A 25,807-nucleotide genomic window follows, 5' to 3' on the forward strand; every position below is an offset into this window, starting at 1 on the left:
GAAAATAAAAAATGGAATTTTACAATACATTGTCAAATAGATTGGAAAAATTTGTGCCACTTGAAAGAAACAAAGTGAAAATGTATGTTTGTGGACCTACAGTTTACAATTATATACATCTTGGAAATGCTCGTCCAATTATTGTTTTTGATGTACTTGCCAGATATTTTAAATATAAAAATTATGAAGTTGAATTTGTGCAAAATTTTACAGATATTGACGATAAAATTATAAATAGAGCTAATGAAGAAAAATTATCTTGTGAAGAAATCACTAAAAAATATATAGATGGTTTTTTTGAAGATGTGAAAAAATTAAATATTTTGAGTGATGTAAAAAGACCAAAAGTTACAGAAAATATTTACGAAATAATAGAAACTATAAAAAAATTAATAGATAATGGCTTTGCTTATGAAAAAGATGGAGATGTCTATTTTGAAGTGAAAAAATATTCAGAGTATGGGAAATTGTCTAATCAAAAAGTTGATGAGCTGGAAGCGGGAGCTAGAATTGATATTTCAAAAATCAAAAAAAATCCGCTGGATTTTGTCCTTTGGAAAAGTAAAAAAGAAAATGAGCCATTTTTTGAATCACCTTGGGGAAAAGGACGACCTGGTTGGCATATAGAATGCAGTGCGATGTCACAAAAATATTTGGGAGACACATTTGATATTCACGGTGGTGGACAAGATTTGATTTTTCCACATCATGAAAATGAAATTGCTCAAAGTAAATGTGCCTATCACGGAAATTTTGCAAATTATTGGCTACATAATGGCTTTGTTCAAATTGATGGCGACAAAATGTCGAAATCAACTGGAAACTTTTTTTTACTTCGTGAAATTTTAGAAAAATTTTCGGGAAATGTAATAAGACTTTTTATGGTAAGTACACATTACAGAAAACCAATTAATTTTTCTTTTGAAGCGCTAAAAGATACAAAAAAAACTTTGCAAAATATTGTAAATGCGATGAATCAATTTGAAAGTACGATAAATTTAGCAGATAAAAATTTATTTGAGAATAAAAATTCGTTTGAGAAAATTGAAGAATTTGATAAAAAGTTTGTTTTGGCGATGGATGAAGATATGAATACGCCACAAGCATTAGCTGCAATTTTTGAGCAAATTAAATACACAAATAAACTTTTATCAAAACTTGAAGAAGAGAAAGAAATTGTCTTGGAAGTGAAAAAGTCTTGTGAATCTCTAAAAAATAAAATTGAAAATGTGCTTGGAATTGATTTAAAAAATGAAAAGCAATGCAAAAAAAATAATGATGAATTAACTGATAAATTGATAGAGTTACTTTTGGAAGTTAGAAAATCTGCGAGAGTTAAAAAAGATTTTGAACTTTCTGACAAAATTAGAGATAATTTAAAAGATTTGGGAATAGAAATTAAAGATACAAAAGATGGAAATGCAAGTTATAGTTTTAAAGATTAAAGAGGAGTGATATGATGAGTTGTAATAAAAATGAAAAAGAAATAAGCGAGTGTTTATATTTTACAATTTCAAAAATGTTTAGAATGATAAATAGAATTGCGGAAGAATCATTTGAGAAAATAGATATTTATCCGACTCACGCTTTTCTCATGATGCTGTTAAAAGAAGAAAAAGATGGACTTTCAGTAAACGAGATTTCATCTTTTCTTGCAATAGCTCCGTCGACAGTCACAAGATTTGTCGATAAATTGGTTTCAAAAGGATATGTTGTGCGAGAAAAGATGGGAAAAAACTCTTTTACAAAAATAACAGAAAAAGGGTTAGACGAAATTGATGAAATTTATGAAGCTTGGCAAGGAATCACTGAAAAAATTGAAGAACTTGTGGGAGATAAAAATTATTTGGAGAGAACAGGAAAATCTTTTAGAGAGTTTGTAGAAATTTTGGGGAAAGATAAAAAATATGATAAAGTTTCTGAAGAATTTGACTTTTGGATTATTTAATAAAATGTGATATAATAATTTCAAAAATATAGGAATTTATCAAATAAAACTTTAAAAAGGTTGAAAAAAATTATGAAAAAACTAAAATATAAAGTGCTTTTTGTTTTTCTGTTTTATATTATATTTTTTGCAAATTTGCAAGCAGAAATGATAGAATTGGAAACACAGAGCTCAAGAATAAATTTAGATACCGAAGAAATAAATACGCAAGGAAATGTTACCGTTAAATATAAAGATATAAAAATAAAAGCGGATAACATAAAAAAACTTCCAAATAGAAATATAATCACAGGTGCAGGAGATGTGGAGTTTACTCAAGGTTCACAAAAAGTTAAAGCGGACAACCTTATTTTTGATATGGATACAAAGTTAGCTAAAATTTATAATTCTGAGAGTTACGACACCAACATGAAACTTAGATATGGTGGACAGGAAACTTTAAGTGAAGGAAATAAAAAAATAACAGTAAAAAATGGATGGTTCACAACGAGTCCTTATGAAAAACCAAATTATAAAATTGAAGCCAATGAACTTGAAATTTATCCAAATAGAAAGGCTATTGCAAGGGATATAAAAGTTATAGCTGCTGGAAAAACTTGGTTAAAATTGCCGTATTATGTGACTTCATTAAAACCTGCAAGTCAAAGAGCGACACTTTTTCCATATGTTGGACAGGATAGTGACCGAGGACTGTTTGGAATAATGGGATTTGACTATGATTTAGGACCACTTGCACAAGGATTTGTCGATTTTGAATTAAGTACAAAGCAAAAACTGGCACTAAAATTTTCAAATGACTATTCATTTTGGGGAAATAACTCGGGAAATATTTTTATAAACAGGTTTGTTGTACCAATTGGAAATCATAAAAAAGAATGGGATTTTCGTGTGACTCACAGAGTCAGAAATACTCCTAAAAAAGCAAAAGAAGACAGAAAATTTTATGATGCGGGATATGGAATTTGGAACATAAATTATCAAAATATTACGCCAAATTTGATGTATGCAGTTGACGGTTCTAAGTTAAAAGACGATTATACAGCATTTGTCGATAAATATAAGCACATCGGATTTTGGGATGCAAGTGTAAATCAGGAATTGGGACAAAATGGGGAATTAAACATTAAATATTACTGGACGCAAGATAAAAAGGCATTAAAAGCCTTAACTGACATAAACGACAAAATTATGAAAGATGACAGTCTTGACCCAAGAAGAACCGATGTTGATTTATATAAAAGTATAAGATATACAAATGGAAACAAAGATGTGGAAATTACAGTTGACAACGAAGATTTTAGAGATATAAATCCAGGGTATGTTGGGGATTTAAATTCCTACAGGAAAAAAAGAAATTACGGAATTAATTTTAAAGGTCCTAAGATAAAATTGGACTATCTTAACTCAGATAACGATGAATACGGTGAATTGCTTGGAATGAGAGATCGTGGGAACGACAGTACAATTCACTGGGTTCAAAAGACGGCTTATGACAAAAGGGAAGAGTGGGGACTAACTTTTGGAAGATATTATCCTTTTCAAAAATATGAATTTTTTGGATATGAACCAAGAACAAGCTACCAAAATTTCTCAAATAATTTATATTTTGGTGCGCAAGTTAAACAGGTTGATGTGCAGAGAAAAGAATATGATTATGATTATACAAGAGATAATGAAAATTACAACAGTCTATTTTTAAATAGTTCAACAAATGATGAGAGTAGAATTTATAAAGTATACGAAGATAATGAGACAATTAGAAGAGCAAAAAAAATTATTTATGAAAAATATAGAAGTCAAAAATTTAATGTTGGAAATGACAGAATTGAATTACCACTAAAAGATTCATTTGTCGGATTTAATATGGGATTTGAAAATCGTGATTACAACAGTGTTGCAGTTCCTAAATTTAAAAATGGAAGAAAAGTGGAAGATCTAAACTCTACAACTGGATATGAAGTTGCAACTAATGCAAGTGGAAATACGATAAGACAAACTCCTTCGATGAATATTTTTACGATGGATACAAGACTGTTTACAACACTTTTTGACAATACATACAAAAAAAATAATAAATATGATATAAAAGTGACAAATGATGCAACGGTTACAGTTCAAAGAACAGATTCAAACAGCGCAATGTATGGTGACTACGACATCATTGAAATTCCAACAAATGCTCTAGGTTTTGGAAATAATTTTATTTATCAAATTGGAAATGTCACATTTAATTACAATTTGAATTTGAGAAACGACAGACATTTTAGGGATCATTGGCTTAAAAATAGATATGTAAGAAACTATTTTAAAGCTGATATAGCTGGAAAAAGATTTGTAAGTTTTGATTTGGAAAGTAATGATGAGTATGAATTTAAACATTTTAAATCCAAAAGGGATTTTAACAGAGAAGTTCAATATGGATTTTTGTCAAATAACGGAGATAATTTTTTGTACAAATTTTCAGACAAGAATAAGCAAATTTTTCCATTTAATACAAGTCTTGGATGGAATCAAAAGATTTATAAGGAATCTTTAAAAGAGCGAACATTTGGAGTAAATTTCAACGAATGGGGATTTGAATATACAAATTTAATTTCAAAAGCGAACGACATTTATGGAAATACAGCGACATTTGGTTCTCCAGCATTAAAACTAAAGACAAATTATCACAGACTAGGATTTGTTTATGATACAAAAAAAATGAAAGATAAAAAATTTGAATCGGATCATTATTTTAGGATAAATATTGGTTTTGGTAAAAAAATCTACAGAGATGTGAAAAATACACCTACAAATGCTTTAGACGATAAATATATTCGCGGAAATGACTACACGACATTTGGTTTTTTATACAGATACGAGAATGATGCAAAACCTAGATATTTAGCGGATGTGGAAGACGAAGACAAAAAAATAGAAGAAATAGATTTGGGAAGTCTTGATACAAAAGAATTGGAAACACAAATACAAAATTCAAATACTGTAAAAGATTCGAATACACAAAATTTTTCTATTGAAAATACAAATAAAGATATAGTTGGAAAAATCGCAGTAAATAATGATGAAAATAGATTATTTTTAAGCAGCGAAGAAGAAGAAGCGTATAAAAGTTATGTTGAAGAGGAAAATTATCGACAAAATAAATTTAGCTTAAATGACTTTAATAAAAAATTACAAAGTTTAAGAAGTCAAAAAAAATATTTTCAGATAGGAATGGATATGCAAGTCGACGGTTCTGATGCCGAAAATCCAAGTGGAATGAAAGGTTTTAACAAAATAAATGATTTAAGTTTTAAAGTTGAAACAGGATATTTAGATAAATTTTTTGTCAGATATGCATTTGTAATGGAAAGACCTGACAGAATTTACAGAAGAGATCCTTCAAGAAATAGTACTTTTGACTTCAGAAGACACGAATTTGAATCAAAATATATGTTCTCAAAAGATCCAGACAAACCGTGGTGGATAGGTGGAAAACTGCAGTATGTTCAAAATGGAGCACCAAAAGCTTCAGATCCTGAAATATACGAAAGTTCTTGGTATGCCAAGAAAGTAAACAAAATCACGCTTGGAATGGCAACATTAAGTCACAGTTTTGAGAATGCTGAATGGGAAATAGGCGCAGGAATGAAATGGGATAAACCAAGTAACAAAAAATTAGGTTATTATCCAGTTATTTCATTAAAATTTGGAATAACACCGTTCCCAGAAAAAAATATTCAATTTAATTATTCTGGAAAAGGCGTAGAATTTGGAGCAGGATTATAAAAAAAGAAAAGAATTATTTAATAAAAATAGTTCTTTTTTTATTTTTTCAAAATTAATATAAAAAATCTTTTTATTTATTGTATCAAGAACAAAAAAATATAATTATTGAAAAAAAAACAAAAAATTTTCAAAAAAAGTGTTGACAACAAAATTTTTTTTTGATATAATATATTTCGTCGATAAGAAAAGAGTCGACATAAAGGACAATGAAAAAAGAAGAAGAAAAAGTAGTGTGATAGATAAAAAGCAAGTCAAGATTTAGCAATAAATCTCGTCAATGAATAAAAGGTGAAAAAAAGATATAGAAATATATTATTGAATGAAGAGTTTGATCCTGGCTCAGGATGAACGCTGACAGAATGCTTAACACATGCAAGTCGATGGGGAAGCGGTGCTTGCACCGTGAAACCATGGCGGACGGGTGAGTAACGCGTAAAGAACTTGCCGAATGGACTGGGATAACAGCTGGAAACGGCTGATAAGACCGGATATTATGAACTTGCTGCATAGTGAGTTTATGAAAAGAGATGCCATTTGAGAGCTTTGCGTCCTATTAGCTAGTTGGTAAGGTAACGGCTTACCAAGGCGATGATAGGTAGCCGGCCTGAGAGGGTGGACGGCCACAAGGGGACTGAGATACGGCCCTTACTCCTACGGGAGGCAGCAGTGGGGAATATTGGACAATGGGGGCAACCCTGATCCAGCAATTCTGTGTGCACGAAGAAGGTTTTCGGATCGTAAAGTGCTTTCAGCAGGGAGGAAGAAAGTGACTGTACCTGCAGAAGAAGCGACGGCTAAATACGTGCCAGCAGCCGCGGTAATACGTATGTCGCGAGCGTTATCCGGAATTATTGGGCATAAAGGGCATCTAGGCGGCCAGATAAGTCCGAGGTGAAAACTGCCGGCTCAACCAGCAGCTTGCCTTGGAAACTACCTGGCTAGAGTATTGGAGAGGTGGACGGAACTACACGAGTAGAGGTGAAATTCGTAGATATGTGTAGGAATGCCGATGATGAAGATAGTTCACTGGACGATAACTGACGCTGAAGTGCGAAAGCTAGGGGAGCGAACAGGATTAGATACCCTGGTAGTCCTAGCTGTAAACGATGATTACTGGGTGTGGGCATGAAGAGTGTCCGTGCCGAAGTTAATGCGATAAGTAATCCGCCTGGGGAGTACGGCCGCAAGGCTGAAACTCAAAGGAATTGACGGGGACCCGCACAAGCGGTGGAGCATGTGGTTTAATTCGACGCAACGCGAGGAACCTTACCAGATCTTGACATCCTCGGAAGGTGATGGAAACATCACCGTGCCCTCGGGAACCGAGTGACAGGTGGTGCATGGCTGTCGACAGCTCGTGTCGTGAGATGTTGGGTTAAGTCCCGCAACGAGCGCAACCCCTATCGCTAGTTGCCATCATTAAGTTGGGGACTCTAGCGAGACTGCCTGCGAAGAGCAGGAGGAAGGTGGGGATGACGTCAAGTCATCATGCCCCTTATGATCTGGGCTACACACGTGCTACAATGGCTGGTACAGAGAGCCGCAATGCAGCAATGCTTAGCTAACCTCTAAAGCCAGTCCAAGTTCGGATTGAAGTCTGCAACTCGACTTCATGAAGTTGGAATCGCTAGTAATCGCGGATCAGCAATGCCGCGGTGAATACGTTCTCGGGTCTTGTACACACCGCCCGTCACACCACGAGAGTTGTTTGCACCTGAAGCTGCCGGTCTAACCTTTCGGAAGAAGGTATCTAAGGTGTGAATAGTGATTGGGGTGAAGTCGTAACAAGGTATCCGTACCGGAAGGTGCGGATGGATCACCTCCTTTCTAAGGAGAGTTTTTCTTACACTTCTTCTTCTTTGTAGTTTTTCCTTTTAAGGACAATGGGAAATGAATAGTAGGTAAAAGATTACAACAAAATAGATTATTCTGTTAATAAAAAAAAGCTAATTAAGGGCACACGGAGGATGCCTAGGTAATAACAGCCGATGAAGGACGTGATAAGCTGCGATAAGTCAGGTCGAGATGCACATAATCAATGACACCTGAATCTCCGAATGGGGCAACCCGCATACTTGAAGAGTATGCACGAAAGTGGTAAGCCTGCGAACTGAAACATCTAAGTAACAGGAGGAAAAGAAAGTAAAAACGATTCCCTAAGTAGCGGCGAGCGAACTGGGATAAGCCTAAACCGTACCGGTGCCAAGCTGGCAGCGTTGCCGGTACGGGGTTGTGGGATTTCATACGACTGATGCCATAATGTCTAAGTAGTCTAGCAGTAAGTAGAATCAGATGGAAAGCTGAACCATAGAAGGTGATAGTCCTGTATCATGTATATGCTATGCTATGACTTGAAACTCCCGAGTAGCGTCAAGCACGAGGAATTTGGCGTGAATCCGCGTGGACCATATCACGCAAGGCTAAATACTGTTATTGACCGATAGTGAAGAGTACCGTGAGGGAAAGGTGAAAAGAACCCTGTGCAAGGGAGTGAAATAGAATTTGAAACCGTGTGCTTACAAACGGTAGGAGCCCTTCGGGGTGACTGCGTGGATTTTGGTTAATCATCCTGCGAGTTATGATTAGTGGCAAGGTTAATTAATGAAGCCGAAGGGAAACCAAGTCTTAATAGGGCGTCTCAGTCGCTAGTCATAGACGCGAAACCTAGTGATCTAGGCCTGTCCAGGCTGAAGCTGAGGTAAGACTCAGTGGAGGGCCGAACTCACCGCCGTTGAAAAGTTGGGAGATGAGATAGGTCTAGGGGTGAAAAGCCAATCGAACTAGGAAATAGCCCGTTCTCTCCGAAATGCATTTAGGTGCAGCCTGAATTTTAGATATCTGGGGGTAGAGCACTGTATGATCTAGGGGGCATATTGCTTACCGAAATCAAGCAAACTACGAATACCATTTATTACTGATTCGGAGTGAGTCCGTGGATGATAAGGTCCGCGGACAAAAGGGAAACAGCCCAGACCACCAGCTAAGGTCCCTAATTATGTCTAAGTGGGAAAGGAGGTGGATATTCACAGACAACCAGGAGGTTGGCTTAGAAGCAGCCATTCCTTAAAAGAGTGCGTAATAGCTCACTGGTCGAGAGTATCTGCGCCGAAGATGTAACGGGGCTAAAGACATAAACCGAAGCTGTGGAAGCGGTTTTGCCGCTTGGTAGGAGAGCGTTCTGTAGGTCTATGAAGGCCGGCTGTAAGGCCGGCTGGAGACATCAGAAGCGAGAATGCAGGAATGAGTAGCGAGAAGGAGGGCGAGAATCCCTCCGGCCGGAAGTCCAAGGTTTCCGGGGGAAGGTTCGTCCGCCCCGGGGAAGTCGGGACCTAAGCGTAAGCAGAGATGTGATTGCGAATGGTAAATAGGTTAATATTCCTATACCACTATCAGTCGTTTGAGTGATGGAGTGACGCAGTAAGGTATGTGAGAAGGCTGTCGGATTAGCCTTTCTAAGGGCGTAGCTTGGACACGCAGGTAAATCCGCGTGTCTATAGGTGAGACCTGATGGGTAAGTGCTTTTGCATAAGTCACAGATCCTACACTGCCAAGAAAAACTTCTAACAAGACTCGTTAGTGCCCGTACCCTAAACCGACACAGGTGGACAGAGTGAGAAACTTAAGGCCGACAGGATAACTCTAGCTAAGGAACTCTGCAAAATAGCCCCGTAACTTCGGGAGAAGGGGTGCCTGATATACCTAAAGAGAGAAACACTCCCAGGGGAAACAGGCCGCAGTGAAGAGTCTCAAGCAACTGTTTACCAAAAACACAGGTCTATGCTAAGCTGAAAGGCGACGTATATGGGCTGACACCTGCCCAGTGCCGGAAGGTTAAGAGGAGGAGTGAGAGCTCCAATTTGAAGCCCCGGTGAACGGCGGCCGTAACTATAACGGTCCTAAGGTAGCGAAATTCCTTGTCGGGTAAGTTCCGACCTGCACGAATGGTGAAATGATTTGAGAGCTGTCTTGGCTGGAGACCTGGTGAAGTTGTAATGCCGGTGAAGATACCGGCTACCTGCAGTAGGACGGAAAGACCCCGTGGAGCTTTACTGTAGCTTGGCATTGGGTTTTGGCAATGTGTGTATAGGATAGTTGGGAGACTTCGAAGTTAAGGCGTCAGTCTTTTCTGAGTCGCTGTTGGAATACCAACCATATGTTGTCGAAATTCTAATCCGCTTGCGGAGACAGTGCTAGGTGGGCAGTTTGACTGGGGCGGTCGCCTCCAAAAGAGTAACGGAGGCGTTCAAAGGTTCCCTCAGGTTGGATGGAAATCAACCTTCGAGTGCAAACGCATAAGGGAGCTTGACTGCAAGACCGACGGGTCGAGCAGGTACGAAAGTAGGAGTTAGTGATCCGGCGGTCCCTCATGGAAGGGCCGTCGCTCAACGGATAAAAGCTACCCCGGGGATAACAGGCTGATACTTCCCAAGAGTCCATATCGACGGAAGTGTTTGGCACCTCGATGTCGGCTCGTCTCATCCTGGGGCTGGAGAAGGTCCCAAGGGTTGGGCTGTTCGCCCATTAAAGAGGCACGCGAGCTGGGTTCAGAACGTCGTGAGACAGTTCGGTCCCTATCCACTGCAGGCGCTTGAATACTGAAAAGTTCTGTCCTTAGTACGAGAGGACCGGGATGGACAAACCTCTGATGTATCAGTTGTCACGCCAGTGGCACGGCTGAGTAGTCACGTTTGGTCAGGATAATCGCTGAAAGCATCTAAGCGAGAAACCCCCTTTAAGATGAGTATTCACAGTATCCACAGAGACTATGTGGTCGATAGGCTGGAGATGTAAGTGCAGCAATGCATTCAGTTGACCAGTACTAATATTACTTAAGCTTTTTTAATCTTTTACTTGCCTACTATTTATTTCTCATTGTCTTTTGACATTTAATTACTTGTTTGGTGACCATTGCAGCAGGGATACACCCGGTTACATCTCGAACCCGGAAGTTAAGTCTGCTTACGCCTACGATACTTAGTCCGTACTAGGGAAAATAGGTAGTCGCCAAACTTTTTCTTTTGCGTCTCCGTAGCTCAGCTGGTTAGAGCATCTGACTGTTAATCAGAGGGTCGTTGGTTCGAGTCCAACCGGGGACGCCATTTTTTTGTCTTAAAAAATTCCAATCCTATATTTTGTCATTTCTTTTTATTGAATTCTATTTATCTTTTAATTTTATTCACTTGAAAAAAATTTTTAGTTATGATAAGATTAAATATAATAAATTAAAAAAGTTAGAAATTTATTTATTTATATAAAGTATACTTTAGTGAATTTTTAAAATAACGGAATATGAGATATTTAAATGTGAAAAAAATATTGTAGTGATTTGCGATATTTATTTTTAAGAAAGAAGGGAAGATATGAAAACTATTTTAGTTCCTGGTGGAGCAGGATATATCGGTTCGCACACTGTGTTAGATTTGATTAAAAAAGGATTTAATCCTATTATAGTGGATGATTTTAGTAATTCTAGCAAAAAAGTTATTACAATTTTAGAAGAAGTTTCTGGAGAAAAAATAAATTTTTATGAAATGGATATAAAGAATAAAGAAGGTTTGAGAAAAATTTTTAGAGAAAATAAAATTGACGCAGTTATTAATTTTGCAGGATTTAAGGCAGTGGGTGAATCTGTAGAAAAACCACTAATGTATTATGATAACAATTTATTTGGAATGATTACTTTACTTGAAGTAATGAAAGAATTTAATGTAAAAAATATCGTATTTAGTTCATCAGCTACTGTTTACGGTGTTTCTGAAAAAGTACCTTTTGTAGAAACTGATCCAATGGGAGAAGTTACAAATCCTTATGGACGTACAAAAGTAATAATCGAACATATTTTAATGGATTTGGCAAAATCTGACAATACTTGGAATATAATTGCTCTTAGATATTTCAATCCATTAGGTGCTCATGAAAGCGGAAGAATTGGAGAAGATCCAAACGGAATTCCAAACAATCTTTCACCTTATATAACTCAAGTTGCAGTTGGAAAATTGGAAAAATTACATATTTTTGGAAATGATTATGATACTCCAGATGGAACTTGCATAAGAGATTTCATTCATGTGAATGATTTGGCGGCAGGACATTCAGCAGCATTAAATTATTTATTTAATAATGAAAATCTTGGTTTTGATGCGATAAATTTAGGAAGTGAAAAAGGTTACAGCGTTCTTGAAATTTTAAGTAATTTTGAAAAAGCTGTTGGAAAAGAAATTCCTTATGTGATTGACGGAAGAAGAGCTGGAGATATTGCAGTCTGTTATGCAGATGCTTCAAAAGCTAAAAAATTATTAAATTGGGAAGCAAAATATACAATTGAAGATATGTGCCGTGATTCTTGGAATTGGCAAAAGAAAAATCCAAATGGATTTAAAGATTAATTTATTTAAAAAATATCGAAAGGAACTATAAAATGAACAACTTTGAAGAAAAATTAAATAAATATGCAGAAGTAATTGTAAAAATTGGAGCAAATGTTCAAAAAGGACAGAAAGTTTGGGTAAATTGTACGACTGATGCGTTGCCATTGGTTTACAAAGTTACAGAATTAGCTTATAAAGAGGGAGCGAGTGATGTTCATGTTAAATTGACAGATGATAAAGTGTCGAGACTTCATGCTGAATACCAGTCGAAAGAAGATTATTCTCACATTCCTCAATGGGCGATTGACGAGAGAAATGATTATCTTGATAATAATGTAGTGTTTATCCACATTTTAAGTAGTTCTCCAAATTTATTTGCAGGAATTGATCCAGAAAAATTAGGAGCATTGGCAAAAAATGCGGGAGAAGCCTACAAACATTACAGAACATGTATTATGACGGATGTAAATTCATGGACGATTGCAAGTTATCCTTCAGTAGATTGGGCAAAACTTGTATTCCCAGACGAAACAGATACCGATGTTGCACAGGAAAAATTGCTTGATGCAATATTGAAAACTGTAAGAGTTGATAAAGCTGATCCAGTTAAGGCTTGGGAAGAACATAGAAATAATTTGAATGAAAAAGCTGAATTTTTGAATAGCAAAAATTTCGTGGCACTTCACTATACTTCTAAAGGAACTGATTTGACAGTTGGGCTTCCTAAAAATCATATTTGGGTGGCAGCTGGAAGTGTTAATGCGAAAGGAGCTGATTTCTTGCCTAATATGCCGACAGAGGAAGTGTTTACAGCTGGAGACCGAGATCGTGTAGATGGTTATGTTTCTAATAAAAAACCACTTTCGTATCAAGGAAACATTATTGACAAATTCAAATTGACTTTTAAAGATGGAAAAGTTGTAGATTTTGAAGCAGAAGAAGGTTACGACATTTTGAAACAGTTGCTTGATACTGATGAAGGTTCGAGAAGAATAGGAGAAGTTGCTCTTGTGCCAAATGATTCGCCTATTTCAAATTCAGGATTTCTTTATTATCAAACATTATTTGACGAAAATGCCTCAAACCACTTAGCATTAGGTGCTGCATACCCGACTAATGTAAAAAATGGAACAAAAATGACAGAAGAAGAATTAATAAAAGCTCATATTAATCAATCAATTTCACATGTCGATTTTATGATTGGTGATGCTGAAATGGATATTGACGGAATTTTGGAAGATGGAACTAGAGTTCCTGTATTTAGAAAAGGAAATTGGGCGTTTTAAATTTTAAAATTTTGGAGATAATATTATGAAATGCAATAGTTTGGAAGAAGTAAGAGAAAATATCGATAGTATAGATGATAAAATTATAAAATTAATTGCAGAGCGTTCAGATTATGTAAGACAGGCAGCAATTTTAAAAAGTCAAAAACAGATGTAAAAGCAGCTGATAGAGTAGAGAAAATAATAAAAAAGGTCAGGGAAAAGGCTAAAATTTATGATTGCAGTCCAGATGTTGTGGAATTGATTTACAGGGATATGATAAATTATTTTATTGGTGAAGAAATGAAAACTTTTGAAAAAAATAAATAGTTAATAAAAAAGAAACTGCTTTAAATTTAAGAGTTTCTTTTTTTTTATAAATTTTTATTTAAAATTATTTAACACATCTTCATAATATTTTTTATATTTTGCTCCAATAATTTTTAAATCTCTCTCACAAGCTACATTATGTGCATTTTTAATAATATCGTCCAAATTTTCAACTTTATTTTCCACAATATTTTTTATTTTTTTACAGAATTCTTCGTTATCCTTAGCTTTAAAACAACTTTTGCCGTCTTCAATCCAATCATTGTAAACGGGAATGTCCCTTACAACCAAAGGAAGTTCTGCTGAAAAAGTTTCAAGTACGACAATCCCTTCATTTTCTTCATAGGTTGTGAATAAAAATGCTTTTGCTGCACTAAAAGCACCAATTAAGATGTCTTTTTCTACATATCCTGGAAAAATCAAATTTTTGGGCGGATTTTCAATTATATCTTGAATTCTTTTTGGAAGCATTGATTTTACACTTGACGAGCCAAACCATAAAAACTGATAATCGCTGCATTTATTTACAATTTCTACAAAATCTCTTATTCCTTTTCGCTCAAAAGGGAGTCCTGCTGTGATTATAAGCGGTTTTTTTATGTCATAAATATTTTTATATTCGTCTAAAAATTTTTTCTTTAATTCTTCACTTTTTTTAAATTTTTTTGTATTTACACCATTTGAAATAACTCTTATTTCTTTGTCTTCTTCCAAATATTTAGACTTTATCAAATTTTTGGTATATTCTGACGGAGAAATTAAATAATCGGCAGCATTGTATAATTTTTTTGCCCAAAATTTTATTATTGGCGACAGAAAATAACTACCTTTTATACTTCCACGAAAATCTTCATAAGTTGTATGAGTATGAAAAATAACAGGTTTATTTAATTTTTTTGCTTCTTTTAACATCTCATAAGACTTTATTCCAATTGTATTTATATGAACTAAATCATAGCTATCCTCTTTATTTAATGTAACTTCGACATCATTTTCTCCAAGGGCTTCTATCTGATGATTTAGGGCTTGCCCAACGCCTGATTTGCTGAATGAATTTTTCCCCTCTGAATAAAGTAAAACTTTCACTACTATCATACTCCTCTATCGTTTTTTTATAAAGTGCTTCCACACGGTTTCCAAAATTTTCGGCTGTATAATCCATAGAAACTGTAAAAGCTTTTTCTATCATTTTTTTTCTAAATTCTGTATCTTCTTTTAATTTTTTTATATTTTTAATAAATTCTTCTTCATTTCTGTAAACAAGCCCAGCTTCGTTTTCCACAAGTAAATCTTCCAAATTTAAGTCGTATCTTGCATTGACAGGTACTTTTGCTACCATAGCTTCGACAAATGTAAGTCCTTGCGTTTCTGAAATACTCGCATTTAAAAAAACTTCTCCAATTTGATAATAAATCGCAACTTTTTCATGCGGAACCTCTCCCACGAAAATAACTCTGTCTAAAATTCCAAGTTTTTTAGCTTGTTCTTTTAACTTATCGCCTGTATCTCCGTAACTTTTTCCAACAATCATAAATTTACATTTTGGATCGGCAATTTTAGAAAACATGTCGATTAGCACATCAATACTTTTTTCTTGCGCCACTCTTCCGACATAGACACACAAAAAGTCGTCTTTTTCAACTCCAAAACTTTCTCTTATAAATTCTCTGTCTTCATCAGTGTAATTTTCACGATAAAATTTATCGACATAAATTCCAGTTGGAATTATATTTGGCTCTTTTTTTATTCCATAAGATTTAAGTATTACAGCAACTTTTCTTGTAGGAACAATTAACTCGTTACATCTTTCACAGTAAAATTTACTTATCGCAGCTGCCACTTTTTTTCGTTGATTTTTTAAGTGATTTCCAAAATGTAATGTCCGTAATATTCATACAAGGTGTGATAAGTGTGAATTAATGGAATTTCAAGTTTTGTTGCAACAAATCTTGCAAATGTTCCAACTCCCCATTCTGTTTGGCAATGAATTACATCAAGATCCAATTTGCTTATTTTTTTTATAATCTTTGCAGAATAGACAAGTCCTAATCTATATTGTGGCGCAGGTTTAAACTCTATGCTTGGAATTCTTAAAACATTGGGTTCAACTTCTTTTGCCTCGGGATCAGTTGTCGTTATGATATAAACTTTATGTCCTTTTTTTCTAAGCTCTTTTTCAAGAGTTGTAATTGAGCTTACAACTCCGTTCACTTGCGGTCTGTATGTATCAGTAAATATACCTACTCTCATAAACTTTACTCCTTTTATTTTTTATTTTTTAAATAAAAATTTAAAATTCTTCCAAGAAAAATTTCCCTATTTTTCCCATTCGATAATCCTTTAAAAGTCGTTTAGAAACAATGCTGTAATCGTGTTCATCAGCTTTTGAAATTCCAAGCCTAGTTTCCAAAATACCCAAAATTTCGTGATTTTCCATCTCATAAATATTAGTATTTTCAAAATATTTTTCCAAATTATACGACTTTATCAAATTTTCAATTTTATTTAATTTTTTTAATTTTTCCAAAAATTTTAATGTAACTTGCTCTATTGGAAGCACATTATCTTTAATTGAACCAGTAATTGCAAGATTATAAGCCACATTTTCGTCTTCAAATTTTGGCCACAAAACTCCTGGCGTATCCAAAAGTTCCAATTTTTCATCAATTCTTATCCATTGTTTTCCACGAGTAAAACCTGGAGTATTTCCGACACGAGCTTTGTTTTTGTTTACAAATTTATTTATAAATCGTGATTTTCCGACATTTGGAATTCCAACTATCATTGCTCGAACGACAGTTTTTCTAAGTCCCTTTTTTTTCATCTTTTCAAGTTTAGCTTCATAAATTTTATTAATAATTTTTCTCAGTTCGCCAAAATTTGTCCCTTTTTCGCAGCTCAAAGCTACAAAATATTCTGAAAGGTCATTAGAAATAAAATAGTTTTCCCACTTTTTTAATTCTTTTGTGTCAATCAAATCGACTTTGTTTAAAATAATAATCTTTTCTTTATTTTTGGCAAGTTTTGAAATATCAGGATTTTTACTTGCAATAGGAATTCTAGCATCTAAAATTTCTATCACGATATCAACCAATTTAAGATTTTCAACTATCAAATCTTTTGTTTTTTTCATATGTCCTGGATACCAGTTTATATTCATTTTTTTCTCCAATTTTTAAATTTATATAATAAAATTATTTAAAGTAAAATAAATAATTTTATTATATACTCAAAAGCAGATTTGAGCATATATGAAAAAGTAAAATGCAAAAAAATTTTAAAATTTGTATTTAATTTTTATTTATCTTTATTTTTAAAATAAATTCCGTCGTCGTTAATTGCTCGAATAAACAAGACAATTTCACCTTTTATTGGCTTTTCTTCTAATTTTTCAATAATTTGTGAAACATTTCCTCTAATAATTTCTTCATAAATTTTTGTAAGCTCTCTCGTTATGACAACATATCTTTCACCTAAATATTCTCTAACATCTTTTAATGTCTTTAAAATCCTATTTGGTGATTCCAAAATGACAATTGTCCGCTCTTCATCTTTTAATTTATTAAAAAGTGTCTGTCTTCCCTTTTTTTTCGGCAAAAATCCTTCATAAGCCATTCTTCTCATATCAAGGCCTGAAATACTTGCTCCTGTCACAATTGAAGAAGCTCCTGGAATTCCCACAACTTTTAAGTCATTTTTTAAAATTTCATTTACTAACTCAAAACCAGGGTCTGAAATGCAAGGAGTTCCAGCATCAGTAACTAATGCAATATTTTTATTGTCTTTTAATAAATTTATTACATTTTGAATTTGGTGTAACTTATTGTGTTCATGATATTGGTACACCGTTTTTTCTATTTCATAATGTGAAAGCAGTCTTTTTGTAACTCTCGTATCTTCAGCAAAGATATAATCGACTTCTTCTAACACTTTTTTAGCTCGAAAAGTCAAATCTTCTAAATTTCCAATTGGTGTACCAACAACATAAAACATAATTTTTACTTCCTTTTTTTGTTTTTTTTTCTTTTTTATTTTATTTATTTTTTTTAATATTTAATTTTTTCTTTTGTTTTTTTTAAATTTTTTTATTTTTTAATTTTTTTATTCATTTCTTCAATTGCTCTTTTTAATTGAACATCTCCAGCTGAAATTATTTTTTTAGCTTCAGCGTCACCTTTGTCTTTTTTAATTATTTCTTCGATTTCTTTTTCACGATTTTTTTTCGCCTGTTCACTTTCGTTTGTGTAACCTTTTAGTGTAAGCAATTCTTCCATATCAATTTTTATATCAGGTTCAATTCCTTTTTCGTGAATGTAATTTCCTTTAGGTGTGAAATATTGAGCAATAGTAAGTTTTATCGCATCGTTTGTTGCTGGAAGCGGTATAACTTGTTGCACAATTCCTTTTCCAAAAGTTTTATCTCCAACAATTGTAGCTCGTTTGTAATCTTTTAGCGCACCTGTAACAATTTCTGAAGCAGAAGCACTATTTTTATTTGTAAGTACAATTAGTGGAAAATCTCCTAAATAGTTTAGTGTTCTGTTGTAATTCTTTTGAGAACCATTTTTATCTTTTAGATATACAATTAAGTTTTCTTTTACAAAAAGTGAAGTAATATCTTGAGCTTCAGTCAAACTTCCACCTGGATTAGATCTCAAGTCAAAAATTAAACCTTTCATTCCTTGACTTTGTAAGTTTTTGATAGCTTTTTCAACTTCGTGTCCAACATTGTTTCCAAATCTAATTAAACTTACATAACCGATTTTGTTGTCAAGCATTTTACTCTCAACCATTTCAAGTTTAATTTTAGATCTTGTCATAGTAACTTTAAATGGCTCTTTTTTTCCAGCTCTTGTCACTTCAACTTCGACTTTTGAATTTTCTTTTCCTTTTAGTAATTTCACTGTTTCATTTGCAGTCAGTGGCAAAATATCTTTTCCGTCAACTTTTGTAATTTTATCTTTTGGTTTTATTCCAACTTTTTCAGCTGGACTTCCGATAAATGGATCCAAAACTTCTAGTGCTTCTCCTTTTTTCTTGCTGATGGTCATTCCAACCCCAACATATTCTCCATCCATATCTTCAGAAAAATCTTTTAAGTCATCAGACGACAGATATTCAGAATAAGGATCGTTTAATTTTCCGATAATTCCAGCAACTGCTCCTTCATAAAGGTCTTTTTTACTAGGTGTAGCTTCTTTTCCAACAAATCTTTTTTCGACAATGTTAATAACATCCACAATTCTGTTAAGTTCTGTCTGATCTTTTGCAATACTTGCGTCATTTGATCTATCAATTTGACCTGTTTTAATCGCAGTGGCAGCAGCTAGCGGTAAACTTACAAGTGCCACTCCAAGAACAACTTTTAATATTTTATTTTTTTTCATTTTTCCTCCTAAAATTTTTTATATAAAAAAATAAATTTTATAAACTAGTTAATTATTTTTAAATTTTTTAAATAAATCAAAAATTCTTTATTTCCTTTTGTCCCTTTTATTGGTGAATCTTTAACTCCAACCAATGAGTATCCGCATTCTTTAGAAAAAGAAATTATTTTTTTTATTGCTTCGTCGTGATATTCTTCGTTTTCCACAACGCCGTTTTTTCCAATTTTCTCTCTTCCCACTTCAAATTGCGGTTTTATAAGCATAATAATTTTTCCATTTTCTGAAAGAAATTTTTTGAAATATGGTATGACTTTTGTAAGAGAAATAAAAGACACATCAATCACGATAAAATCGACTTTTTTACCTTTTAAATCGCTTTCTTTTAAATCTTTTATGTGCATCTCTTCCATTGAGACAACTTTTTCGTTATTTCTTAATTTCCAATCCAGCTGATTTTTTCCAACATCCACGCTAAATACCAGTTTTGCACCATTTTGCAAAGAGCAGTCGGTAAATCCGCCAGTTGAAGCTCCAATGTCCAAAACAAGTTTGTCCTTAAAGTCCAAATTCCATATTTTTATAGCTTTTTCTAATTTCAATCCGCCACGGCTTACATATTTTAGTTTGTCTTTAATTCTTATATTTAATTCATCCGTATCTTTGAACATCGTCCCAGCTTTTGTCACGCTTTGTTCATTGACAATGACATTTCCTGCCATAATTTCTCTTTTGGCTTTTTCTCTTGTTTCAAAAAAATTTTTCTCAACAAGTAATAAATCCAGTCTTTTCTTCATTTTTATCCCTTTTGTAAAATTGTTTTGCTAAAAATAAAATATTTGAATTAGTAATCATTATATAATAAAATATTTTCCTTAATTTTTTATTTATTTTATATTATTGTAAAATTATTAAAAATGCAACAAATTTTGTAAAAATGATCAAAAAAAATATTTTAAAATTTCTAGCTAATTAAAGCATTATAACATATTTTTATATATTTTTGAAGTTTTTTGAAAAAATTTGAATTAAATAAAAAAAATTGTTATAATTAAAAAAAGAAAAATATTTATAAGATATTAGAAATTTAGGAGGAAAAATGTTATCAGTTATTTTGGCAGCTGGAAAAGGGACAAGAATGAAGTCTTCGATTCCAAAAGTTTTGCACAAAGTAAACGGAAAACCAATGTTAAAATTGGTTACCGAAGTCATTGAAAATGCAGGGATTACAAAAAATATTTTCATTCTGGGTCACAAAAAAGAAGTTGTACTAAAAGAAATGAAAGATATAGAATATGTAACTCAAGAAGAACAGCTTGGAACAGGACATGCGATTTTAATAGCGAAAGATAAAATCGAAAAATATAAAGAAGATGTTTTAATAACTTGTGGTGATACGCCACTGTTAAAAGAAGAAACGCTAAAAAATTTAAAAAAAGTATTTGAAGAAAAAAATTTGGACTGCGTTGTTCTTTCATGTAAAGTAAAAAATCCATTTGGATACGGAAGAATTATTAAAGAAAATGGAAAAATTGCAAATATTGTGGAAGAAAAAGAAGCTACAAATGAAGAAAAATTAATAGACGAAATAAACACAGGAGTCTATATTTTCAAATATGAAAGTCTAATTTATGCAATACAAAAAATTGATAATAATAATTCCAAAGGTGAATATTATTTGACAGATGCTATAAAAATCTTGACAAGTGAAAACTACAATGTGGATAGTTTTATAATTGATGACGAAAGTGAAATTTTAGGAGTAAATTCAAAAGTTCAACTTGCACAGGCAAATGAAATTTTAAAAATGAGAAAAAATATTGAGTTGATGGATAACGGAGTAATTTTAATTGATCCAAAAACAACATATATAGAACAAGAAGTACAAATAGGCGAAGATACTGTAATTTATCCGAATGTTGTAATTCAAGGAAATACAAAAATTGGAAAAAATTGTGAAATTTTGTCAAATACAAGAATTGAAAACTCTTCAATTGGAGATAATGTGAGAATAGAAAGTTCGGTTATCGAGAGTGCAGTAGTTGAAAAAAGTGCAACAATTGGTCCTTTTGCACATCTAAGACCAAAAGCGCATTTAAAAGAAACAGTTCATGTCGGAAATTTTGTTGAAATTAAAAATGCGACACTTGAAAAAGGAGTAAAATCTGGACATTTAACTTATATCGGAGATGCACAAGTCGGAGAAGATACAAATATTGGCGCAGGAACAATAACTTGCAATTATGATGGAAAAAATAAACATAAGACAATTATTGGAAGTGGTTCATTTATTGGAAGTAATTCGATAATTGTAGCACCTGTTACAATGGGAAATGAGGTATTCACAGCAGCAGGTTCGGTAATTACAAAAGATGTTCCAAATAAAATGTTGGCGTTTGGAAGAGCAAGACAAGTAAATAAAGAAAAAAAATAATTTTATAGCAAAAAAAAAGAAAGAAGGAGAAAAAAATGATAACATTATCGACGAAGGACAAAGAGAAAATGAGAATCTTTGCGGGTTCTTCAAGTAAAAAACTGGCTGAAAAAATAGCAAATTATTTGGATATGAAATTATCTTCAGTTCAAATCGTAAAATTTGCAGATGGAGAAACTTTTGTAAAATCAAATGAAAGTGTGAGAGGTTGTAAAGTGTTTGTTGTACAATCAACTTCAAAACCAGTAAACGAAAGTTTGATGGAACTTTTAATATTTATTGACGCACTAAAAAGAGCTTCAGCTAGAGAAATCATAGCAGTTATGCCTTATTACGGATATGCTAGACAAGATAGAAAAGCAAGTCCAAGAGAGCCAATTACATCAAAATTAGTGGCAAATCTACTTACAGTTGCAGGAGCAACAAGAGTTATTACAATGGATTTACACGCAAGACAAATTCAAGGATTTTTTGACATTCCAGTTGACCATATGGAAGCACTTCCAATTTTGGCAAAACATTTTATAAAATATGGATTTAGTCCAGAAGATACAGTTGTAGTTTCACCTGATGTGGGAGGAGTAAAAAGAGCTAGAGGTCTAGCAAACTGGCTACATACACCACTTGCAATAATTGATAAAAGAAGAGCAAAAGCAAATGTGTCAGAAGTTATGAATATAATTGGAGATGTAAAAGGTAAAAAAGCAATTTTAATTGACGATATGATTGATACAGCGGGAACAATTTGTAATGCGGCTCAAGCATTGATAGATAAAGGAGCGACAGAAGTTTATGGATGTGCAACTCACGCAGTATTTTCAGGACCTGCAGTTGAGAGATTGAAAGAATCAGCATTTACAGAAGTTGTTATAACAGATAGTATTGAACTTCCTGAAGATAAGAAATTTGATAAATTAAGAATACTTACAACAAGTAAAATGTTTGCGGAAACAATTAAGAGAATAGCGATAAGTAAAGCGATCAGTGATTTATTTGAAATGCCAGTGGAGTCTGTAGAAAAAAAATAAGTTATGGAAGAAAGTAAAAAAAATAAAAAAAATATAATTCAAGAAAATATCATACAAGTTATAAAAAATGGAGGAGTTGTTGTATTTCCAACTGACACGGTCTATGGAATCGGAGCTCTTCCGCAAAAAGAGCCTGTTGAAAAAATTTATAAAATAAAAAAAAGAGATTTTAGTAAAAAAATAATTGCACTAATTAGTGATAAAAAAATATTAAAAGATTTGGTACAGGAGTCTTGTGAAAATATGTCAAAAATAAATAAAATATTGGAAAAATATTGGCCAGGAGAACTGACAGTTATTTTTCGTGCAAATAAAAATTTTACACATAAATTTGATGCACAAATGGAAACTATTGGTATAAGAATTCCTAAAAATAAACTGGCTTTGGAATTAATTGAAAAAGCTGGAGGAATTTTACTTACGACAAGTGCAAATATTTCTGGAAAAAGTGCTGTTTCTCAAATTTCGGATTTGGATTTGGAAATACAAAAAAAATCAGATGCGGTAGTTTTTGACAAAAAAAATGAAAATTTGACAGGAAAGCCATCAACAATTATAAAATATGAAGATGGGAAATTGACTTTGCTTAGGCAAGGAAATATTTTATTTAAAGAAATAGAAAAAAATTTTGATTGTTAATTAAAGTTTTAAATTAGAATTTTAATAAAATAAAAGGAGAGAATATGGCAAAAGTGATGAATCCTAATTCTGTGAGCAACATGGATTTGATTAATCAAAAAGCACAATTTAAAATGCAGCAATTAGTTCAAAAAATTGGAAAAGGAAAAAGAAGAGTGACTGTAACTTTTTCGAAAATGTCGAGAGGTTATGTTTCAAAAATGATTGAAGAAATGAAAAAGGCGATGGCACAATATGAAAAACAATTACCAAATCTTTTTAGTTTTTTTAATTATTTGGAAAAAGAAGTGAAAATTACAAAAGAAAATAAAAAAGAAAAGACAAAAGATGTAAAATTTTCTTACGAAGAAATAGACTTTTTTAAGTTGCAGCTAAATGAAACAATAAAAGGAATTGATACACAAGTTGCAACATTAAAATGGTACAATTTGATAAAAAAAGGGTTATTTAAGACGCTGAAAAAACAGACAGAAACTGTTTTGGAAGAAGTTAAAAACGGAAAAGCAGTTAAGAAGAAATAAAAAAAAATAAAAAAAGAAATATATTAATAAAAGGGTTTGGGGGAACTTTATGGAAAATAAAAATAATATAATTTCAAAAAGTGTCATTTCTTATGTGAACGAAATTTTAAAGATTGGAATTTTTGAAAATGCAAGTGATATTCACATAAAATATGACAATGTTGAGGGAATGGAAATAAAATACCGAAAAGACGGATATCTCAGAGAAAGCTCAAATTTATACAAAAATATAAGCAAAAATTTATTGGAAAAAAATATTGTGGAAATAATTTCCAGAATAAAAATATTGTCACAGATGAATGTTGCAGAAAAAAGGAAGCCGCAGGATGGCAGTTTTTCAATTTCACTAAGAGACAAGAGATATGATATAAGAGCTGCATATATGCCAACTTTTTACGGTGAAAGTGTTGTTCTTAGAATTTTAGAAAATTATTTAGAAAATGTGAAATTGGAAACTTTGGGATTTTTTCCAGAAAGCATAAAACTTTTAAAAAAAATTTTGAAAAGAAAACATGGACTTGTTTTAGTGAGTGGTCCGACTGGTTCTGGAAAATCAACTACACTTCAATCAATGATAAATAAAATCAATGACGGAAAAAGAAAAATAATAACTGTGGAAGATCCTGTAGAAATTAAAATAAACGGAATAGTGCAAGTTCAGATAAACAATGAAATTGGAGTAACTTTTGCAGAAGTTTTAAAGGCAACTTTGAGAAATGATCCAGATGTCATAGTTATTTCAGAAATTCGAGATGAAGTGACGGCAGAAATTGCGGTAAGAGCTGCATTAACTGGACATTTAGTCATTTCTACAATTCATACAAATGATGCTGTTTCGACAATTGTAAGATTAGTGGATATGGGAATTCCCAAATATTTGATATTAGATTCTTTGATAGGTGTGGTTGGTCAAAGATTGGTGTCAAAAAAATGTCAAAAATGCAGTGGCACTGGATGTAGCGATTGTAACAATGGACATAGTGGAAGAATTTCAATAAATGAAGTGCTTTTGATAAATGATGGAGTAAAAGATATTTTGAAAAATAATAACTTAGGAATAGAATGTAAAAATAAGTTAAAAGAATTAAATGAAAAAAATAATTTAAATAATTTTGAAAAGTGTTTCATAGATTTTTATGAGGACATAAAAAATAAAATAGAAAAAAATTTGATTTTGGAAACAGATAATGTAGATATTTATTTTTAAAAAAAGATAGCAAGAAGTCTCAAACTTCTATAAGTGGGAGTAGTTTACATCAATTGAGGGGAAATATATGGAAACAGTTTTAATAACAGGAGCAAGTAGTGGAATTGGCTATGAGTTGGCAAAAATTTATGCAAAAAATAATTATGATTTGGTTTTAGTTGCTAGAAGAATTGAAAAATTAAAACGGTTAAAAAGTGAAATTGAAAAAAAAATTTCAAAATTCAAATAAAAATTATAAAAATGGATCTTTCTGTAAGTGAATCGCCAGAAAAATTGTTTCTTTTGTTAAAAAATGAAAATATAAAAATAGATATTTTAATAAATAACGCAGGAATGGGAGTTTATGGAAATTTTTTGGAATTATCGCAAGAAGAGATGAAAAAGATAGAAAAAATGTTAAATTTAAATATGATAGCAATTGTTAAACTCACAAAAATATTTTTAAATAAAATAAAAACACAGAAAGAAGGTGCAATTTTAAATGTTGCTTCAACAGCAGCATTTCAACCAGGCGGGCCTTTAATGTCAACCTATTATGCAAGTAAAAGTTTTGTGCTATCTTTTAGTGAAGGAATTAGATATGAATTAAAAAATACTAATATAAAAGTTTCCACACTTTGTCCAGGACCGACAATTACAGAATTTGAAAAAATGTCAGAAGTAAAAAAATGGAGCAACAAGATAAAAACAATGTCCGCCAAAAAGTTGCAAAAATAGCTTTTAGAGATTTTAAAAAGGGGAAAAAAATTATAGTTCCAGGATATTTAAACAAATTTTCAATTTTATCAAGTAAAATATTTCCAAGAGAATTACTTTTAAAAATAATAAAAAAAATTCAACAAAATAAATAAATTAAATAAAAGAATTAAAAAAACCTAGAAAAGAAGTTATCAAAAATAAGAAATCAAAAAAACA

19 protein-coding genes, 1 tRNA gene, 3 rRNA genes and 1 pseudogene are annotated in these 25,807 nt (G+C 32.5%); 17 read left to right on the top strand and 7 right to left on the bottom strand.

Annotated elements, in window-relative coordinates:
* Positions 1-11 precede the first annotated feature (11 nt).
* The 10 genes and pseudogenes from cysS (at position 12) to J5A73_RS10785 (ending at position 13,679) form a co-directional block, all read left to right on the top strand.
* Positions 12-1,445 carry a cysteine--tRNA ligase gene (cysS, locus tag J5A73_RS10230; protein ID WP_211615484.1) on the top strand — a complete coding sequence of 478 codons (1,434 nt, stop codon included), beginning with the start codon at positions 12-14 and terminating at the stop codon, positions 1,443-1,445.
* A gap of 14 nt (positions 1,446-1,459) precedes the next feature.
* Positions 1,460-1,948: a MarR family winged helix-turn-helix transcriptional regulator gene (locus J5A73_RS10235; RefSeq protein WP_371813404.1), complete on the top strand. Its 489-nt coding sequence runs from the start codon at positions 1,460-1,462 to the stop codon at positions 1,946-1,948.
* 147 nt (positions 1,949-2,095) lie between these two features.
* Complete coding sequence (locus tag J5A73_RS10240; protein ID WP_249069286.1) at positions 2,096-5,716, top strand: LPS-assembly protein LptD; 3,621 nt, start codon at positions 2,096-2,098, stop codon at positions 5,714-5,716.
* A 316-nt stretch (positions 5,717-6,032) separates the two neighbouring features.
* Positions 6,033-7,543 (top strand): 16S ribosomal RNA (locus J5A73_RS10245).
* Between the two features lie 112 nt (positions 7,544-7,655).
* A 23S ribosomal RNA gene (locus J5A73_RS10250) occupies positions 7,656-10,559 on the top strand.
* Positions 10,560-10,613: 54 nt separating this feature from the next.
* A 5S ribosomal RNA gene (gene rrf, locus J5A73_RS10255) occupies positions 10,614-10,726 on the top strand.
* Together the 16S, 23S and 5S rRNA genes with 1 tRNA gene alongside form the textbook arrangement of a ribosomal RNA operon.
* A gap of 12 nt (positions 10,727-10,738) precedes the next feature.
* Positions 10,739-10,815: transfer RNA gene (locus tag J5A73_RS10260), tRNA-Asn, on the top strand.
* 261 nt (positions 10,816-11,076) lie between these two features.
* On the top strand, positions 11,077-12,102 hold the full coding sequence (galE, locus tag J5A73_RS10265; RefSeq protein WP_211615489.1) for a UDP-glucose 4-epimerase GalE: 1,026 nt from the start codon (positions 11,077-11,079) through the stop codon (positions 12,100-12,102).
* A gap of 32 nt (positions 12,103-12,134) precedes the next feature.
* Positions 12,135-13,370 carry an aminopeptidase gene (locus tag J5A73_RS10270; protein WP_211615491.1) on the top strand — a complete coding sequence of 412 codons (1,236 nt, stop codon included), beginning with the start codon at positions 12,135-12,137 and terminating at the stop codon, positions 13,368-13,370.
* Between the two features lie 25 nt (positions 13,371-13,395).
* Positions 13,396-13,679 (top strand): annotated as a pseudogene (locus tag J5A73_RS10785) (chorismate mutase).
* A gap of 54 nt (positions 13,680-13,733) precedes the next feature.
* Here the strand turns inward: J5A73_RS10785 and J5A73_RS10280 are convergent.
* From J5A73_RS10280 to J5A73_RS10305, 7 genes are all read right to left on the bottom strand, one after another.
* Positions 13,734-14,774 (bottom strand): glycosyltransferase family 4 protein, encoded by a 1,041-nt coding sequence (locus J5A73_RS10280; RefSeq protein ID WP_249069291.1) that lies wholly within the window; start codon positions 14,772-14,774, stop codon positions 13,734-13,736.
* Positions 14,668-15,519, bottom strand: a complete 852-nt coding sequence (locus J5A73_RS10285; protein ID WP_249069293.1) for a glycosyltransferase — start codon at positions 15,517-15,519, stop codon at positions 14,668-14,670. The genes J5A73_RS10280 and J5A73_RS10285 overlap by 107 nt, the downstream gene beginning before the upstream one ends.
* Positions 15,520-15,536: 17 nt before the next feature.
* Positions 15,537-15,929, bottom strand: a complete 393-nt coding sequence (locus J5A73_RS10630; protein ID WP_249069295.1) for a glycosyltransferase — start codon at positions 15,927-15,929, stop codon at positions 15,537-15,539.
* 40 nt (positions 15,930-15,969) lie between these two features.
* A complete protein-coding gene (ylqF, locus tag J5A73_RS10290) occupies positions 15,970-16,839 on the bottom strand; it encodes a ribosome biogenesis GTPase YlqF (protein WP_211615493.1) in 870 nt (289 codons plus the stop codon).
* Positions 16,840-16,976: 137 nt separating this feature from the next.
* Positions 16,977-17,672 (bottom strand): 16S rRNA (cytidine(1402)-2'-O)-methyltransferase, encoded by a 696-nt coding sequence (gene rsmI / locus J5A73_RS10295; protein WP_211615495.1) that lies wholly within the window; start codon positions 17,670-17,672, stop codon positions 16,977-16,979.
* Positions 17,673-17,764: 92 nt separating this feature from the next.
* Complete coding sequence (locus J5A73_RS10300; protein WP_211615497.1) at positions 17,765-19,066, bottom strand: S41 family peptidase; 1,302 nt, start codon at positions 19,064-19,066, stop codon at positions 17,765-17,767.
* A 44-nt stretch (positions 19,067-19,110) separates the two neighbouring features.
* Positions 19,111-19,860: a TlyA family RNA methyltransferase gene (locus J5A73_RS10305; RefSeq protein WP_211615499.1), complete on the bottom strand. Its 750-nt coding sequence runs from the start codon at positions 19,858-19,860 to the stop codon at positions 19,111-19,113.
* Positions 19,861-20,162: 302 nt separating this feature from the next.
* Here J5A73_RS10305 and glmU point away from each other — a divergent pair, with 302 nt between their 5' ends.
* The 7 genes from glmU to J5A73_RS10335 all read left to right on the top strand — a co-directional run bounded on the left by glmU (position 20,163) and on the right by J5A73_RS10335 (position 25,609).
* Positions 20,163-21,497, top strand: coding sequence for a bifunctional UDP-N-acetylglucosamine diphosphorylase/glucosamine-1-phosphate N-acetyltransferase GlmU (gene glmU / locus J5A73_RS10310; protein WP_211615502.1), 1,335 nt, complete (start codon positions 20,163-20,165; stop codon positions 21,495-21,497).
* A 35-nt stretch (positions 21,498-21,532) separates the two neighbouring features.
* Positions 21,533-22,525 (top strand): ribose-phosphate pyrophosphokinase, encoded by a 993-nt coding sequence (locus J5A73_RS10315; protein WP_211615504.1) that lies wholly within the window; start codon positions 21,533-21,535, stop codon positions 22,523-22,525.
* Positions 22,526-22,528: 3 nt separating this feature from the next.
* The gene (locus J5A73_RS10320) at positions 22,529-23,164 is read left to right on the top strand and encodes an L-threonylcarbamoyladenylate synthase (RefSeq protein ID WP_211615506.1); all 636 of its coding nucleotides are present in this window, start codon (positions 22,529-22,531) and stop codon (positions 23,162-23,164) included.
* Positions 23,165-23,208: 44 nt separating this feature from the next.
* Positions 23,209-23,685: a viral A-type inclusion protein gene (locus tag J5A73_RS10325; protein WP_211615508.1), complete on the top strand. Its 477-nt coding sequence runs from the start codon at positions 23,209-23,211 to the stop codon at positions 23,683-23,685.
* A 49-nt stretch (positions 23,686-23,734) separates the two neighbouring features.
* Positions 23,735-24,892, top strand: a complete 1,158-nt coding sequence (locus tag J5A73_RS10330) for a GspE/PulE family protein (RefSeq protein ID WP_211615510.1) — start codon at positions 23,735-23,737, stop codon at positions 24,890-24,892.
* A 67-nt stretch (positions 24,893-24,959) separates the two neighbouring features.
* Positions 24,960-25,121 carry an SDR family NAD(P)-dependent oxidoreductase gene (locus J5A73_RS10720; RefSeq protein ID WP_256438641.1) on the top strand — a complete coding sequence of 54 codons (162 nt, stop codon included), beginning with the start codon at positions 24,960-24,962 and terminating at the stop codon, positions 25,119-25,121.
* Between the two features lie 11 nt (positions 25,122-25,132).
* Positions 25,133-25,609 carry an SDR family oxidoreductase gene (locus J5A73_RS10335; protein WP_256438642.1) on the top strand — a complete coding sequence of 159 codons (477 nt, stop codon included), beginning with the start codon at positions 25,133-25,135 and terminating at the stop codon, positions 25,607-25,609.
* The last annotated feature ends 198 nt before the right edge of the window (positions 25,610-25,807 follow it).

This window comes from Leptotrichia sp. oral taxon 218, assembly GCF_018128225.1.
Taxonomy (GTDB): domain Bacteria; phylum Fusobacteriota; class Fusobacteriia; order Fusobacteriales; family Leptotrichiaceae; genus Leptotrichia.